15 protein-coding genes, 2 tRNA genes and 3 pseudogenes are annotated in these 15295 nt (G+C 37.5%); 9 read left to right on the top strand and 11 right to left on the bottom strand.

Going from position 1 to position 15295, the window contains the following annotated elements:
• Nucleotides 1-4: 4 nt before the first annotated feature.
• From hfq to EV694_RS02815, 10 genes and pseudogenes are all read right to left on the bottom strand, one after another.
• Complete coding sequence (gene hfq, locus EV694_RS02855; protein WP_132688943.1) at nt 5-304, bottom strand: RNA chaperone Hfq; 300 nt, start codon at nt 302-304, stop codon at nt 5-7.
• Between the two features lie 162 nt (nt 305-466).
• On the bottom strand, nt 467-1405 hold the full coding sequence (gene miaA, locus EV694_RS02850; protein WP_132688940.1) for a tRNA (adenosine(37)-N6)-dimethylallyltransferase MiaA: 939 nt from the start codon (nt 1403-1405) through the stop codon (nt 467-469).
• Nucleotides 1392-3275: a DNA mismatch repair endonuclease MutL gene (mutL, locus tag EV694_RS02845; protein WP_132688937.1), complete on the bottom strand. Its 1884-nt coding sequence runs from the start codon at nt 3273-3275 to the stop codon at nt 1392-1394. Before mutL ends, miaA begins: the two co-directional genes overlap by 14 nt.
• A pseudogene (locus tag EV694_RS02840) lies at nt 3275-4402 on the bottom strand (N-acetylmuramoyl-L-alanine amidase); the annotation flags it as partial. The pseudogene EV694_RS02840 and the gene mutL, both read right to left, overlap by 1 nt.
• A 99-nt stretch (nt 4403-4501) precedes the next feature.
• Nucleotides 4502-4789 (bottom strand): annotated as a pseudogene (locus tag EV694_RS11010) (AMIN domain-containing protein); the annotation flags it as partial.
• A gap of 214 nt (nt 4790-5003) precedes the next feature.
• Nucleotides 5004-5501, bottom strand: coding sequence for a tRNA (adenosine(37)-N6)-threonylcarbamoyltransferase complex ATPase subunit type 1 TsaE (tsaE, locus tag EV694_RS02835; RefSeq protein ID WP_207859775.1), 498 nt, complete (start codon nt 5499-5501; stop codon nt 5004-5006).
• Between the two features lie 96 nt (nt 5502-5597).
• Nucleotides 5598-5673, bottom strand: a tRNA-Gly gene (locus EV694_RS02830).
• Between the two features lie 21 nt (nt 5674-5694).
• Nucleotides 5695-5770 (bottom strand) — tRNA-Gly (locus EV694_RS02825).
• Nucleotides 5771-5840: 70 nt separating this feature from the next.
• Entirely contained in the window at nt 5841-6554 is a 714-nt protein-coding gene (locus EV694_RS02820) for a YwiC-like family protein (protein WP_132688931.1), read from the bottom strand.
• Between the two features lie 70 nt (nt 6555-6624).
• A complete protein-coding gene (locus EV694_RS02815; protein WP_132688928.1) occupies nt 6625-7644 on the bottom strand; it encodes a branched-chain amino acid aminotransferase in 1020 nt (339 codons plus the stop codon).
• 555 nt (nt 7645-8199) lie between these two features.
• Here EV694_RS02815 and EV694_RS02810 point away from each other — a divergent pair.
• The 9 genes and pseudogenes from EV694_RS02810 (at nt 8200) to EV694_RS10845 (ending at nt 14585) form a co-directional block, all read left to right on the top strand.
• A complete protein-coding gene (locus tag EV694_RS02810; protein ID WP_132688925.1) occupies nt 8200-9090 on the top strand; it encodes a transcriptional regulator GcvA in 891 nt (296 codons plus the stop codon).
• Between the two features lie 16 nt (nt 9091-9106).
• A complete protein-coding gene (locus EV694_RS02805; protein ID WP_132688922.1) occupies nt 9107-9526 on the top strand; it encodes a DUF423 domain-containing protein in 420 nt (139 codons plus the stop codon).
• Nucleotides 9527-9536: 10 nt separating this feature from the next.
• A complete protein-coding gene (gene rlmM, locus EV694_RS02800) occupies nt 9537-10637 on the top strand; it encodes a 23S rRNA (cytidine(2498)-2'-O)-methyltransferase RlmM (protein ID WP_132688918.1) in 1101 nt (366 codons plus the stop codon).
• Nucleotides 10634-11446: a 4-hydroxy-tetrahydrodipicolinate reductase gene (dapB, locus tag EV694_RS02795; protein WP_132688915.1), complete on the top strand. Its 813-nt coding sequence runs from the start codon at nt 10634-10636 to the stop codon at nt 11444-11446. Before rlmM ends, dapB begins: the two co-directional genes overlap by 4 nt.
• Before the next feature lie 157 nt (nt 11447-11603).
• Nucleotides 11604-12263 carry a CsgG/HfaB family protein gene (locus tag EV694_RS02790; protein ID WP_132688912.1) on the top strand — a complete coding sequence of 220 codons (660 nt, stop codon included), beginning with the start codon at nt 11604-11606 and terminating at the stop codon, nt 12261-12263.
• A 14-nt stretch (nt 12264-12277) separates the two neighbouring features.
• Nucleotides 12278-12637 (top strand): DUF4810 domain-containing protein, encoded by a 360-nt coding sequence (locus EV694_RS02785; protein WP_132689224.1) that lies wholly within the window; start codon nt 12278-12280, stop codon nt 12635-12637.
• Nucleotides 12638-12647: 10 nt separating this feature from the next.
• On the top strand, nt 12648-13310 hold the full coding sequence (locus tag EV694_RS02780; RefSeq protein ID WP_132688909.1) for a DUF799 domain-containing protein: 663 nt from the start codon (nt 12648-12650) through the stop codon (nt 13308-13310).
• A gap of 179 nt (nt 13311-13489) precedes the next feature.
• A pseudogene (locus EV694_RS11100) lies at nt 13490-13621 on the top strand (transposase-like zinc-binding domain-containing protein); the annotation flags it as partial.
• Between the two features lie 817 nt (nt 13622-14438).
• Complete coding sequence (locus tag EV694_RS10845; protein WP_165865486.1) at nt 14439-14585, top strand: hypothetical protein; 147 nt, start codon at nt 14439-14441, stop codon at nt 14583-14585.
• Here the strand turns inward: EV694_RS10845 and EV694_RS02775 are convergent.
• Entirely contained in the window at nt 14560-15111 is a 552-nt protein-coding gene (locus EV694_RS02775) for a hypothetical protein (protein ID WP_132688907.1), read from the bottom strand. The two genes, EV694_RS10845 and EV694_RS02775, sit on opposite strands and share 26 nt — an antisense overlap.
• Between the last annotated feature and the right edge of the window lie 184 nt (nt 15112-15295).

The following is a 15295-nucleotide window of genomic DNA, read 5'->3' as shown; positions in this document are numbered from 1 at the left end:
AGAATTATTCTGCTGTGGGTTCTGTGCCACTTGGCTGTTCAACTTGATTATCTGTGTTATGTTGTGCGCTTTGATGATGATGGTTGTTATTATGGTGTGAAATTGCTCGAGCAGGCACAACAGTAGAAATCGCATGTTTATAAACCATTTGGCTCACTGTATTTCTTAATAAAATCACAAATTGATCGAAAGATTCAATTTGACCTTGTAGCTTAATGCCATTCACTAAATAAATGGATACGGGAATACGTTCACGACGTAATGCGTTTAAATAAGGATCTTGTAATGATTGTCCTTTTGCCATTTTGTTTTCCTTCTTCTTTTTCTTTTTCATTAAACAAAGCATTGCGAGTATGCTTGTTGTCCCCGTTGGTCAATATAACAATAATTTTCGTGGTTGTCATTAACCAATGGCTTTTATAGCTAAAAATTCCCTGTTTTTGCTAAAGATTTACGCCAAATGGAGTTATATCTTGATTTGCGATAAGATTTTTTGTTGATTTTGGCTTATAGCTAAACTGTCTAGCCAAACCAAGGGCGATTTCCAACCTCTTAACCAAGTGATTTGCCGTTTCGCCAGTTGGCGTGTAGCACAAATACCTTTGAATACCATTTCATCATAATCATAATCCCCTCTTAAGTATTCCCACATTTGGCGGTAGCCAACACAGCGGATAGAGGGCAAATTAAGATGAAGATCTTTTCGTTGGTAAAGCTGTTCTACCTCTTGTTGAAAGCCTTGGGCAAGCATATTATGGAAGCGTTGCTCAATACGCTGATGTAAAAGGTTTCTGTCTTGCGGTGCGATAGCAAATTGATAGATGTCATAGGGGAGCGGATTGCCTTTTTGGCTGGTCAATTCTGTCAGGGATTTTCCTGTTAAATAAAACACCTCTAAGGCTCGGTTAATCCGTTGTGAATCATTGGGATTAATTCGTTGTGCCGACAGGGGATCAATTTTGCTGAGTTCTTGATGTAAGGCTTGCCAACCTTGTTGGGCAGCACGTTGCTCAATGTCTTGCCGAACCTGTGCATCGGCAGAAGGCAGTGGCGATAAACCTTCAAGCAATCCTTTGTAGTAAAGCATTGTTCCACCAACAAGCAGGGGGATTTTTCCTTGTTGGCAAATTTGTGCCATTTCTTGTAGAGCATCTTGGCAAAATTCTGACACAGAATAGCTTTCAGCAGGATCTTTTATATCAATTAATCGGTGAGGAGCAAGGGCTAATTCTTGTGGGGAAGGCTTTGCGGTACCAATATCCATACCGCGATAAATTAATGCGGAATCAACGCTAATAATTTCTACGGGCAGCTGTTGTCGCAGTTGAATAGCAAGATCGGTTTTGCCCGAGGCAGTTGGTCCCATCAGAAAAATGGCTTTAGGCTTTGGTTTATTCATTGTCATTTAAATATTGATTAAAATTGATTTTAATAAGTAAATCTTGTAATTGCGCTTGTTCTGTTTGCTTATTGTTTGCTAATCGTTCCGTTTCATCAAGTAAATTTACCGCTTCAGCAAGATGGCTAATTGGATTAAAGATGACTTGGTTAAAAAGTGCGGTCAAAAATTGAGAAAAATTTTCTACGGCTTGGCTTAATATCGCCATTAAATATTGTTGTAAATTTTGTTGGCGTAAGCAAGTCGGCACGCTATTGAAGGTAATACGCTGTTGAGCAAGATTTTCATGGTAGCTAAAACCAAGCTGATGAAAATAATTTTTTTGTTGTTGCCAGTGCTTGAGCTGATCCTGATCTAATCTTAATGATAGGGGGATCAAGAGGGCTTGTGGCGTTGGTGCGTATTGGAGTTTTAAGCGAAAATGGTGCTGTTGTAATTGTTTTAATGGCAATAAATAAAATTGTGTGTGTTGTTGTAATAACAAGGCTCGTTGTTCTACCAGTGCCAATGCGTGTAAATGTGGCGATGAGGGGGTTGTAGAAAATGTTGTGGTTTTTTGCTCTGTGATAAGGGGCTGTTCTTCATTATTTAATGAATGAGAGGATTGCCCAATAACGGCAGAGGTATGCTTGTTCTCATTGCTTAATAATTGTTGATAAAGGCGTTGTTCCTTTTGATTAACCTGTGTTTTATTTGTTGGATAAGAAAAGGATTTTTCGGCATTCGGTTTATGTTCATTATGGTGAGTAAAAATATTTTTGCCCGCACTGGCTCGGTTATTTTCACTTGTGGGAGCCTGAGCTAGCCAAGGTTGCGTTGGCTCGGCGATCTGTTTGGCTTGAGCAGTGGGAATAGGGTAGTCGTTTAATGTGGGTTGAATTTCCGTATTGAGGGCATTACTGATCCCTTGATAAATAAAGTCGTGGACTAATCTTGATTGTTGAAAACGTACTTCATGTTTGGTTGGGTGTACATTCACATCAACATCATTAGGATTGATATCTAAAAATAATACGAAAGCAGGAAAGCTATCCTGAGAAAGATGTTCATTATAGGCTTGACGTATGGCGTGATTAATCACTTTATCCTTAACCATTCGTCCATTAACATAACTATAAGCTAAATCATTTTGTGGACGCTGAAAAGAGGGGAGGGCAACCCAACCTGATAAATGTAAATCTTCGTGTTTCCAGTCAATATGTAAGGCTTGTTGCACAAATTCCTCGCCACAAATACTTGCTACACGCTTTAATTGCTGTGCTTGGGTTTGAGCGGACTTATATTGACGTATTATCTTGCCATTATGGGTAAGGGTAAAAGCCACATTATTTTTGACTAAGGCGATTCTGCGTATGACTTCATCAATATGAGCAAACTCGGTTTTGTCGGTGCGTAAAAATTTGCGTCTTGCTGGCGTGTTAAAAAACAGATTGGCTACTTCAACGGTACAGCCTACGGGGTGCGAGGCAGGTTGAATGATGACTTCCATATCTCGCCCTTGGGCATAAACTTGCCAAGCCTCTGCTTGTTCAGCAGTACGAGAGGTGAGGGTTAATCTTGAAACTGAGCTAATACTGGCTAGGGCTTCGCCACGAAAACCTAAACTTAATATTGCCTCAAGATCAGCTAGACAACTGATTTTACTGGTGGCATGGCGTGTCAGTGCCAAAGCTAATTCTTGTTTAGCAATACCTATCCCGTTATCCCTTACCCGAATAAGGCTAGCACCGCCTTGTTCTATATCAATATGAATTTTATTTGCCCCAGCATCAAGGCTATTTTCTACTAATTCTTTAACCACTGAAGCTGGGCGTTCTACCACTTCCCCCGCCGCAATTTGATTAGCAAGTTGTGGTGGCAAAATTTGAATATGCATTATTTTTCCCTTAATTTAATGGTTTGCCCTGCTTGAACACGACCATTTTTCAAGTTTGGATTAAGTGCTAACAGAGTCTTTAACGGAATACCATATTCTCGAGAAACCGCACTTAAGGTTTGTCCAGGTTTAATGACAAGTGTTTTAGGAATATTTTTGTTATTTTTGACCGCACTTGATGAAGATTGGCTTGTTGAACCTTGTGTTGTGGCATTATTTTGGGCTGGAATTTTTAGTTTTTGCCCAATCAATAGATTACGGCTTGTCAAATTATTTAAACTGACAATATCGTTACTTTTTACTTTGTATCGGTTGGCTAAGCCGAGTAAGGTTTCGCCTTTGGTAACGGTGTGTACCGTCCCTGAGGCTATAACATTGCTGTTATTGCTGGCTGTTTGCGGAGATTTCGGCTCAGGCAACATTTCGGCTTGAATATTTTTTTTACGGTATTCCACTAAACCATTATAGATAATTCTGGCAACACGTTTACGATAAGCGAGAGTATTTAATTTTTTTTCTTCTTCGGCGTTAGATAAAAAACCCGTTTCCACTAAAATGGAGGGAATATCGGGCGAACGTAATACCCCAAGGCTTGCGTGTTGCGGCGTACCTTTGCTTAAGGTGGTAATATTGGCAAAGTGGCGTAATACAATGCTTCCCAATTCATAGCCTGCGCGTTGAGAATGACCAAATTGTAAATCTAACACCGTTTGGTTAAGGTATTTCTCTTTATTATTGCTTAATACATCGCCTGCACCACCTAATAATTCAGATTGCTTTTCATGATCCTCCAACCAACGCCCCATTTCGCTATTGGCACGACGATTGGACAGCACCCAAACGGAAGCACCTCGTAAATTAGGGGAAACGGAAGAGTCGGCGTGAATGGAAACCAAATAATTGGCTTTGTTTTTACGAGCAATTTCAGAACGTTCTGGCACAGAAATATAATAATCGCCATTACGGGTGAGGACACCTCGGAAATTCGGATCGGCATCTAATAAGGCTTTTAATTCTCGCGCAATGGAAAGGGTAACATTTTTTTCATAAATTTTGAGATTACGCCCAATAGCCCCCGGGTCTTTTCCGCCATGTCCTGGATCAATCGCAATAGTCCAAACAGGAGCTCGTTGTACTCTGGCTTTAGAGGTCGCATTATTGGTACTCTTTGGGTTATTGGCATTTGTCAGAACAACTTGCGGATTAGGCAAATTCACGACAATATTATTACCTTGCGTACTGAATGTTGCGGCGGTCTTACGGCTTAAATCAATCACAACTCTTAGGGTATTTGGGCGTGGCGGATTATTTAAACGAACCGCCTTGACGGCACCATTATTGATCGCATAGGGAAAAAGCCTATTAGGGGCTTGACTATTAGGAAAATCAATCACTAAACGATGAGGATCCGTTAAATAAAAATAACGGTATTGAGTTTTACTGTTAAATTGAAACTGAACTTGGCTTTGTTGATTGCTATGCTTCACTTGAATATTGGTTAACGTCCCAGCCATAGCATCAGGTATCAGTAACCAAACTGCGATAAAAAAGAACCAAAAAGTACAATATTTTTTTAACGTTAATTTGGGGAAATTCGTGTTCAACATCATAAAATCACTAAAACAACATCACCGATTAAAATCCTAACATTCCATTATTTGAATCTGCTTGAACAAGTTTGTTTATTTGCTCTTGTATTTGTTTGAGGTCAGCGTCTTCAAATAGCCCTTATTTTGCTTGATCTTCAATAAATTGGCAAATAATTTGCTCACCAAGTGGCGTATTTGCTTGCAAAGAAATATGCCGCCCTTGCGAAGCAAAATCAATATGAAGGGTTAAACTTTGTTCAGGTAAAAATCCTTGCCCCTTTTCTGCCCATTCAATCAAACAAATGCTTTGTGGTGTAAAGTAATCACGAATCCCCATAAACTCTAACTCTTCAGGCTCGGCAAGGCGATAAAGATCAAAGTGATAAATGCTTTTTTCGCCAATGTGATATTCTTCCACTAAGGTATAAGTAGGGCTTTTTACCTTACCTTGATAACCTAAGGCTTGAATCATTGCTCGGCTTAAGGTGGTTTTGCCTGCCCCTAGATCCCCACCGAGAGAGATAATTATGCCATTTGAAGCAACGGGAATGTTAATGATAGCTTGGATCAACTTTTGTCCAAATTGTTGCATAGCCAGTTCATCAGCAAGATCACATTGATAATGGTTATATTTCATATATTACTCTGCATAGAAAAATAAACGAAAATTATACCGCACTTTTCATCCTAAAATGAATAAATAACACCTAATTTTACGATATTCAGGAAATTATGGAGCGGGAAACGAGGCTCGAACTCGCGACCCCGACCTTGGCAAGGTCGTGCTCTACCAACTGAGCTATTCCCGCAGAGAATAAAGAAAGGATAAATGGAGCGGGAAACGAGGCTCGAACTCGCGACCCCGACCTTGGCAAGGTCGTGCTCTACCAACTGAGCTATTCCCGCAAGCAATATCAAATTGCGGACTGCATTATACAAAAAAAATGGCGTAACGCAAGGGGAAGTAAGAAAAATTTTAACGTCCGCAAACCAACATCACAAAAAATAACAAGGAAATCGCCATTTCCCATAATCCAACTTGTTTGACGGTTAATTTTATCTTGGGTAAATAAACGGCACGCAATAATGGCGGAAGAAAGGCGACGGCAATGGCATATTGTTGACATAACAGCAGCCCAATCACACAAAGACTATGAAATAAAATAGAAGCATAGCCATAATAAGGATTTTTGCGTTCTCTTAAAACAGATTTGACATATAGGGTTGTCCCAATAAAAAATAATGAGGGATAAAGAGCAATCAGCCAAATGCCTTGATCAAATTGTTGCTGTGGAAAATAATAGGCCGCCATACCAGCTAGGGCAAAGATCATAATGGCAGAGAGATCATTAAGTAAAGCCCGTTCATTTTTTTGTTTGACATAATAAATATGTACTAAGCTAAAAGGTAGCATAGCCATTAAAAAATATAATACTTTCCAATTATGATAAAGGGCAGGTAAAGAAAAAAGTAAGCCAAATATGGCATAAATCAGCGTCCATTTCGTATATAAAGCGAGCTGGCGGCCTTTAAAAAGATTGAAAAAAGGATAGGTCATTAAATATAAACAACACCAAGCCAATAATAAGAAACATTGTTGCCAAATAAAAGGGCTATTGAACATAGCATATAAAAATGGCATTAATGCCATTACAATGGCACCATGTTGGTTAGAGATTAATAATTTCACAGACTATTTATCCTCTTTATATTTGCACAAGAAAATCCCCCTTGATAGGGGGATTAAGTGCGGTCAATATTTAATCTACTTTGACAATCCAACCCTCAGGCGCCTCAATATCGCCAAATTGGATACCCACTAATTCGTCATAAAGACGTTTTGTGACATCGCCAACTTCGGTTTCTGAATAGAATACATGAAAATCATCACCATTTTGAATACCGCCAATTGGGGTAATGACTGCCGCTGTACCACAAGCTCCCGCTTCTTTAAACTGATCTAGCTCTTTAATGTAAACATCACCCTCTTCAACTTCCATACCTAAGCGATGTTGAGCAAGGTAAAGCAAAGAATATTTGGTAATACTTGGTAAAATAGACGGCGATAATGGCGTCACAAATTTATTGTCTTTGGTAATACCAAAGAAATTGGCTGAACCTACTTCTTCTATTTTGGTATGTGTGGCGGGATCAAGATAAATACAATCGCCAAAATTGCGTTTTTTCGCTTCTTTACCCGGCAATAAACTGGCTGCATAATTGCCACCTACTTTTGCGGCACCAGTGCCATGAGGAGCAGCACGATCATAGTCAGAAACAATAAAATTGGTAGGCTTCATTCCCCCTTTAAAATAAGCGCCCACAGGACAACAGAATACACAGAAAATATATTCAGGAGCAGGGCCGACACCGATGTTATCGCCTACGCCAATTAATAATGGACGTAAATAAAGGGTTGCTCCAGTACCATAAGGGGCAAGCCATTGCTCATTGGCTTTAACCACTTGTTTACACGCCTCAACAAACATTTCTGTCGGCACTTCAGGCATTAATAGACGCTGGCAACTACGCTGCATACGCTCGGCATTTTGATCGGGGCGAAATAAGTTAATTGAACCGTCTTTACAACGGTAGGCTTTTAACCCCTCAAAGCATTGTTGACCATAATGTAGAGCAGTCGCTCCTTCACTCATATGAAGCACATTATCTTGGCTAAGTTCGCCCTCCGACCATTTCCCATCTTTCCAACGTGCAATATAGCGATAATCTGTTTTGATATAGCTAAAACCAAGATTTTTCCAATCAATGTCTTTTGTCATTTTTTCTTCCTTTATGATTTATACGATTAATATAATTTGTGTTTGAACCTAAACTAATTTACACCATTCTGTTAAGAAAACAAATAAATATGAAAGGAAAAAGGGATTTTGTGAGTGATAGTGAGGATATAGAAAAAGTCATTGAAAAAATAATTCCAAAACTGACCGCACTTGAGCTTTAATTTTATACTATGAAAATAAACCTATTATGCTAAAATCCACAAGAAAAAAGCCACTCATTTTATTGAGTGGCGAATGATATGAAAAACCAAATTAAGGTTAATAATTAATACAGGAAGTTTAAAAAAGTAATCAAAATTACTTTTTTACGATGTTCAGCGAACTGAACATATGCAAACACAACATCATACTTAAATTTGAAACTCTTTAACCAGTAAGGAATTACTTCTCATTAAGTATGGTCACTATTCTATGTAGAATAATAATAAGATACAACAGACTTTTTTTTATTTGATTAATAAGAAAAACTAATGCGAAACGGGAGTTTATGCGATTTTTGAGTAAAATCGGATAAAAATAATTAGGGTATAATTTATGAGTAAACGTTTGCCTCCCTTGAATTCACTGAAAGCCTTTGAATCAGCTGCAAGACATTTGAGTTTTACTAAAGCCGCTGAAGAACTCTTTGTGACACAGGCGGCAGTGAGCCATCAAATTAAATTGTTAGAACAATTTTTAGGCATTGTGCTTTTTAAACGAAAAAATAGGGCATTGGAATTAACTGAATTAGGTCGGCATTATTATGCTGATATAAAGCATATTTTGCGTAAATTAGCAGAGGTAACCGATAAATTATTAAGCCAAAATGAGGCGAAGCATTTAACGATCAGTGTGCCGCAAACCTTTGGCATTCATTGGCTTGTACCAAGATTAAGTGATTTTAATCAACAATACCCTGAAATAGAAATTCGATTAACAGGCGTGGATCAAGATGAAGGGCTATTAAGCCAAGATATTGATGTTGCGGTCTATTATGGTCGAGGAAATTGGAATAATGTGCATATGGAGTGCCTTACTGGGGTAGAGGAAAATCGATTACAAATTTTGGCGTCTCCGCAATTATTGGTGAAAAAACCGATTTATTGTGCTGAAGATTTAAAGCAACATACTTTATTACATATTCATACCCGTGATAATTGGCAAAATATGGCGACAGCGTTGCATATTGAGGACATTAATATTCAGCATGGGCCTGTTTTTAGTCATACTTTTATGGCTCTTCAAGCGGCAATTCATGGGCAAGGTGTGGTGCTAGCCAATGAAATCTTAGCTAAACAAGAAATCGAGCAAGGCAAATTAAGAGTTGCATTAAACAGTGAAATTCGCGATCCTAAGGCGTTTTATTTGGTAAATCATTTAAATAATATGAATGATCCTAAGATTATTGCTTTTCGCCGTTGGATTACTCAAGCGATGCGCAATTAAGAGATAAGAGGAAAAAATGGGAAATCGTTTTTTAGTTTTTGCCAGTATCAGTGGCTTTATTGCTGTGGCATTGGGGGCATTAGTGGCTCATCGCCTTGAAGCCACTTGGTCTGCTAGTCAATTAATGTGGTTTGAAAAGGCTTGGCGTTATCAAGTATTTCATAGTTTGGCGTTGCTTGCTTTAGGCTTTTATTCTTCTGCCACGCAATCTTCTGCCCCAGCTTGTCGCAAAAGGGCGGTCAATTTTATCGGGATTTTTTGGTGTTTGGGTATAATAGGCTTTAGTGGCGGATTATATGCTATGGCTTTGGGACAAGTTCATGAGCAATGGCGAGGCTTGGTGATGATTGTGCCAATGGGCGGTATTGCCTTTTTAATTGGCTGGGCAGTGCTGATTTATGTTAGTATTCGCAACAGTTTATTGAAACAAAAATAATGGAATTGTCGTGAATAAATTAATGTTTTATTGCCGAGCTGGTTTTGAAAAAGAAATGGCGGCAGAAATTAGTGATAAAGCCAATGAATTAGGGGTTTTTGGCTTTGCTCGAGTGGAAGAAAATAGCGGTTATGTGTTGTATCAATGTTATCAAGCAGGGGAGGCGGATCGTCTCGCTCGACAATTAGCTTTTCAGCAGTTGATTTTTGCACGTCAGATGTTGGTGGTATCTGATTTACTGACTGATCTCCCTCTTGAGGATCGGATTAGCCCTATTATTCAAACTTATCAACAAGTTGCAGAGCAAATACCTTTAACCCAATCCACAGAATTATGGGTGGAAACCGCTGATACCAATCAGGCAAAATCTTTATTAACCTTTTGCAGTAAATTTACCGTACCATTACGTCAAGCCTGTAAGCAACAAGGCTGGTTAGCAGGACATCAGGCTAAGTGCGGTATCAGTTTACATATTTTTTTCTTACAATCCCATTGTTGTTATGTGGGGTATTCTTATAATTATAATCATTCCCCTTATTTTATGGGGATTCCACGCTTAAAATTTCCGGCTCAAGCACCAAGCCGTTCCACCTTAAAATTAGAAGAAGCGATTTTGACCTTTATTCCTCGTCAACAAGAAAAGCAACGAATGAATGAAACGATGATTGGGGTGGATTTAGGAGCTTGTCCAGGAGGTTGGACATATCAGCTAGTAAAACGAGGACTCTTTGTTTATGCGGTGGATCACGGTAAAATGGCGAGCAGTTTACACGACACAGGACGTATTGAACATTGCCCAGAAGATGGCTTTAAATTTCAGTTACCGAAACGGAAAAAAGCGGATTGGTTAGTCTGTGATATGGTGGAGCAACCGAAACGAATTGTACAGCTAATCAGTAAATGGCTAATCAATGGTTGGTGTCGAGAAACGATTTTTAACCTAAAATTGCCAATGAAAAAACGTTATGCCGAAGTCCAACAATGCTTACAATATATTGAACAACAGTTGGACAATCATCAACTTAATTATGAGATACAGGCAAAACAACTTTATCACGATCGTGAAGAAATTAGCGTACATATTAAATTGAATGAAGGAAGTAAAAAATGACATTAAAAATTGCGGTAGTCGGAGCAGGCGGACGTATGGGACGCCAATTAATTCAAGCGGTTAATCAAGCGGAAGATGTGGTGTTAGGGGCAGCCTTTGAACGTCAAGGTTCTTCATTAGTGGGAGCTGACGCAGGTGAATTAGCAGGTATCGGGCATTTAGGTGTCAAGGTTAGCGATGATCTTACACAACAAGCGGATAAGTTTGATGTATTAATTGATTTTACTCGCCCAGAGGGAACTTTAGCTTACCTTGATTTTTGTGTTAGCCATAAAAAAGCAATGGTAATTGGCACAACTGGCTTTGATGAGGCAGGCAAGCAAGGGATTCAACAAGCCGCGAAAACAATACCTATCGTTTTTGCCTCCAATTATAGCGTTGGGGTGAATCTTGTTTTTAAATTATTAGAAAAAGCCGCCAAAGTGATGGGTGATTATTGTGATATTGAAATTATCGAAGCACATCATCGCCATAAAGTTGATGCCCCTTCAGGCACTGCATTATCAATGGGCGAGCATATTGCTAAGACCTTAGGACGAGATTTAAAAACTGACGGCGTATTTGCTCGTGAAGGCATTACGGGAGAGCGTAAGCAAAACGAAATTGGTTTTGCCACCATTCGTGCCGCTGATGTAGTGGGCGAACATACCGTTTGGTTTGCCGATGACGGCGAGCGTGTTGAAATTAGCCACAAAGCCTCAAGCCGAATGACCTTTGCAAAAGGGGCAGTAAGAGCAGCAAAATGGCTCGCCACTAAGCAAACGGGATTATTTGATATGACGGATGTGTTGGATTTGAATAATCTTTAATTCATTTTTGATGTATAGGTTTGTTAAGCCTATACATACTTTTCTTCTATAAGTTCCTTGTTGAAAGCATTGCAAATTTTTTTATTTAAGAGTAAATTTGTTTCCATTGTTTACCTCTAACAACAAAGATGTTTTATCACTTAATAAGGAAACTATAATGAAAAAATTATCTATTTTAACAACGGTATTGGCGCTTGCATTGACGGGTTGTGCAACAGAGAGTGCAAAAGTGATTGAACCTACTCAAGTAGCGACAGCAAATACCACTTATCAAGGTCCTAAGTCGTTAATTAGTGTCGGAAAATTTGATAACAAATCCAGTTACCAAAATGGGATTTTTTCTGATGGGGTTGATCGTTTAGGCAATCAATCAAAGACGATTTTAATTTCCCACTTACAACAAACTGGGCGTTTTAATGTGTTAGATCGTTCTAATCTTGGTGAATTAACACAAGAGTCAAAATTTTCGGGCAAAACACAACAAATAAAAGGAGCAACTTATGTTGTTACTGGTGATGTTACCGAATTTGGGCGTAAAACCGTTGGCGATCACCAGCTATTTGGTATTTTAGGGCGTGGTAAGCAACAAATTGCGTATGCAAAAGTAACCTTAAATATTGTCAATGTCAAAACCTCAGAAGTGGTTTATTCTGCACAAGGCGCTGGTGAGTATAATCTTTCTAATCGTGAAGTATTAGGGTTTGGTGGTACAGCAGGCTATGATGCGACCTTAAATGGTAAAGTATTAGATCTCGCTATTCGTGAAGCGGTCAATAATTTGGTGAAAGGCATTGAAGTGGGACAATGGAGACCGTAAGGAGAAATGCAATGATGAAAAAATTGATAATTTTATGTGGTATTGGGCTATTGGTGGGATGTAGCAGCGGCATAAATGGTCCCAAATCATTATACTATTGGGGTAATTATAATGATGTTGTTTATGCTTACTATAATGAAACTGGGAATTTTTCTGAGCAAGAACAAGCCTTATTGGAAATTATCAGTAATGCCGAGAAAGCTAATCAGCAAGTAGCGCCTGGGGTTTATGGTTTCCTTGGACTTGTTCAATTAAAACAAGGAAAATCAATAGAAGCACAGCAAGCATTTTCTCAAGAAAGTAAACTTTATCCTGAATCAAGCGTTTTTATGCAATTTGTGCAAGGGAAACGTCAGGCAGAAATTGTAAAATAAGGAATACGCAATGAAAAAGTTATTTGTCATCAGTATAGCATTTGTTTCGTTAATGCTTTCAGCTTGTTCATCAGTGAAAAAAGAGCCCTATGATTATACCGCATTTAAACAAAGCAATCCTAAATCTATTTTGCTTGTTATGCCAGTTAATAATTCAGTTGAATCGAATGCAGAAGTTTCTGTATTAGCACAAGCAAGCAGACCTATTGCTGAATTAGGCTATTATGTGTTTCCTGTTACCTTAGTTGATGATGTATTTAGACAAAATGGCTTGATGAATGGTAATGATATTCAGCAAGCAAGTATTCAAAAAGTCCAACAAATTTTTGATGCCGATGCTGTAATGTATTTAGATGTTTCTGAATATGGTTCAAGTTATCAAGTTTTTGATACGAAGATAAAAGTGAGTGTTTCAGGCAAGCTAGTGGATTTACGTACAGCCAAAGTGTTATGGGAGGGAGAAGCAAAAGTTGTTTCTTCATCGACAAATGCTAATGATGGTGTTCTCTCTGCTTTATTGAAAGCCGCAATATCACAAATTGTTAATACAGTAAAAGATAAGGGCTATCAAGTTTCTCAACAAGCAACCCATTCATTATTTAATTATGGTAAGAATGGTGGATTGTTGAAAGGTCCAAGATTGATTGCTGAGGAGCAAAAACAGAAACAATAAATGTTATGCTGTAAGACTATCCAACAATTAAAATAAAGTGAGACCGCACAGGAATTTTTAATTCAAAGTGCGGTTATTTTTTGAGTATTTTGGTGTAATGGACAAAATGGCCACTAAAAAGTGGCTTGAAGCCTTATTTAACTCACTTTTTTGAAAAATGAACAAAAAATTGCCCATTCTGTTTAAATAAACAGATAAAAAAATATGGTATTAGAAACCATATTCAACGCTATAAATGTAATTATTGTAACAAAACTTTTACCTTTCAAAACGAATTAAATCTCACCGAAATTTGGCTTTATTATTCTTAAGGAAAACAGACATATAAAGAGCTTTCTATTAAATATCAATGTTCTGTTAAAACAATTCAAAGATATATTGATAAGCCTCCTAAAACGGCTTTAAAACTTTCTAGAGCGGATTAAATATTATGAAAGGTATTTATTTACTTTTGAAAAGTATGTAGAGAATTAAATATTGAAAAAGCAATAAATCGGTTAGAAGGTTTATTTAGTGAATTCCTGAATGCATAATGGACAGATTAGTAACTATTTTGTCCATTACACCAAATAATATGAAATAGAATAAACAAGAAAGCCTTGTAATAACAAGGCTTTTAGCTATTTTTGAAATGAATTGAACACGCATTGAAATGCGTATGTTTTATTTCCACTCAATTATCTACTTTGCATATAATTTATTGATTGCAAAGGAAAATAAGGTGGTAGGGTTATTGATTTGTCAGATCAAGTCTGATCTTTTACATATTAATATATTTCTTTTTCTGCTATTGAATTCAATTTGACACGTTTTATCTGTTAATCCTAAGTCGTTTTCAAGAGTAATAACAAATCTCTTAATTTCTCGTTGCAACTGTAATTGTCGTTCAAACAACTCTTTTTGAAAATCGTTATGTTTTTCACATAGTTGTTGGTAAGTTATCATTGTATTCTCCTATAAATTTTATAGTCATTTAAAATTAGTATACCGTAATATCTTGGGCGGTGGGTGTCAAATCTATTTATTAAAGTGCCTTTCTTTATCCTTGTAAGGCTCAAGTCCCTTATTGTCTCTCACAACCCTAAGGATTATAATTTAATCTCTCACAACTCAAATAAGGATTAAATTATGTCTGAACAAAAGCCAGCTCAACCTAAACCACAGCCAAAACCTCAGCCTAGCCCTCAACAAACCATTTATAAAAAACCTGATACGGTATATATTGGCGATAGTGCCGATAAGCCTTTAATTAAGCGAAAAAGCATTTTAGGCTAATAGCAACGATAAGCAGGGTAATAACAGGCGTACTAAAAGCAATGATTATTGCATTGTCTGTATAACGACGATATTCGCTATTTATTTTAAGTAATTGAGCAATGTAGTTATTACTATTGTGTAATTGATATTTTCTTAAGATAGTTAATTTATTGCTCTCTTTGCTTAATTTAAAAGTTTCATTATAGAGATTTTGTGGCATATTTGTTGTCAATGGTCTTTTTTTGCTGAGAATAACATAAAACAGCAACATAATTGATGAAATAGCCCAGCCAGTCATTAGAGCAATACTCGCTAAAATAAGCAAGATGTGTATGTTCTGAATATGATTAAGTAGGATTAATATTAGTCCCCCTATCCCAGCAATTAAATAATTCAATAGCCGATAAGCCTTTTCTCTATTTTGTTCATTTGATTTTTGTATTTCTTCAATACTTTGTTTCGCTTGACTTTCTAAATATGCCAGCATTTCATCATCTGTATCAAGAAAGTAGTCATCAGGTAAATTAGCGGTATTAATAGACATTTTGTTTTCCTTTTGATGAGATTATTGAAATTAATAAAAAAGCCCACAAAAATTGCGGGCTTTCTTAAAATATTTGTTAATTTTATCGGTATACCGATATGCAATAATCTCACTTTCAAGGGGATATCTTGAAAGTGAGCGTAAGGCTTAAACCTTACAATGAAGAGAATAATAATATGTTAAT

It is taken from the genome of Volucribacter psittacicida, from assembly GCF_004339025.1.
Lineage (GTDB): Bacteria > Pseudomonadota > Gammaproteobacteria > Enterobacterales > Pasteurellaceae > Volucribacter > Volucribacter psittacicida.
This window is presented reverse-complemented; position numbering and strand designations above follow the sequence as displayed.

Bases quoted from the DNA above. Each gene is read 5' to 3' on its own strand.
- hfq (WP_132688943.1), bottom strand. From the start codon at position 304: ATGGCAAAAGGACAATCATTACAAGATCCTTATTTAAACGCATTACGT.
- miaA (WP_132688940.1), bottom strand. From the start codon at position 1,405: ATGACAATGAATAAACCAAAGCCTAAAGCCATTTTTCTGATGGGACCA.
- mutL (WP_132688937.1), bottom strand. From the start codon at position 3,275: ATGCATATTCAAATTTTGCCACCACAACTTGCTAATCAAATTGCGGCG.
- tsaE (WP_207859775.1), bottom strand. From the start codon at position 5,501: ATGAAATATAACCATTATCAATGTGATCTTGCTGATGAACTGGCTATG.
- EV694_RS02815 (WP_132688928.1), bottom strand. From the start codon at position 7,644: ATGACAAAAGACATTGATTGGAAAAATCTTGGTTTTAGCTATATCAAA.
- EV694_RS02810 (WP_132688925.1), top strand. From the start codon at position 8,200: ATGAGTAAACGTTTGCCTCCCTTGAATTCACTGAAAGCCTTTGAATCA.
- EV694_RS02805 (WP_132688922.1), top strand. From the start codon at position 9,107: ATGGGAAATCGTTTTTTAGTTTTTGCCAGTATCAGTGGCTTTATTGCT.
- dapB (WP_132688915.1), top strand. From the start codon at position 10,634: ATGACATTAAAAATTGCGGTAGTCGGAGCAGGCGGACGTATGGGACGC.
- EV694_RS02790 (WP_132688912.1), top strand. From the start codon at position 11,604: ATGAAAAAATTATCTATTTTAACAACGGTATTGGCGCTTGCATTGACG.
- EV694_RS02785 (WP_132689224.1), top strand. From the start codon at position 12,278: ATGAAAAAATTGATAATTTTATGTGGTATTGGGCTATTGGTGGGATGT.
- EV694_RS02780 (WP_132688909.1), top strand. From the start codon at position 12,648: ATGAAAAAGTTATTTGTCATCAGTATAGCATTTGTTTCGTTAATGCTT.
- EV694_RS10845 (WP_165865486.1), top strand. From the start codon at position 14,439: ATGTCTGAACAAAAGCCAGCTCAACCTAAACCACAGCCAAAACCTCAG.
- EV694_RS02775 (WP_132688907.1), bottom strand. From the start codon at position 15,111: ATGTCTATTAATACCGCTAATTTACCTGATGACTACTTTCTTGATACA.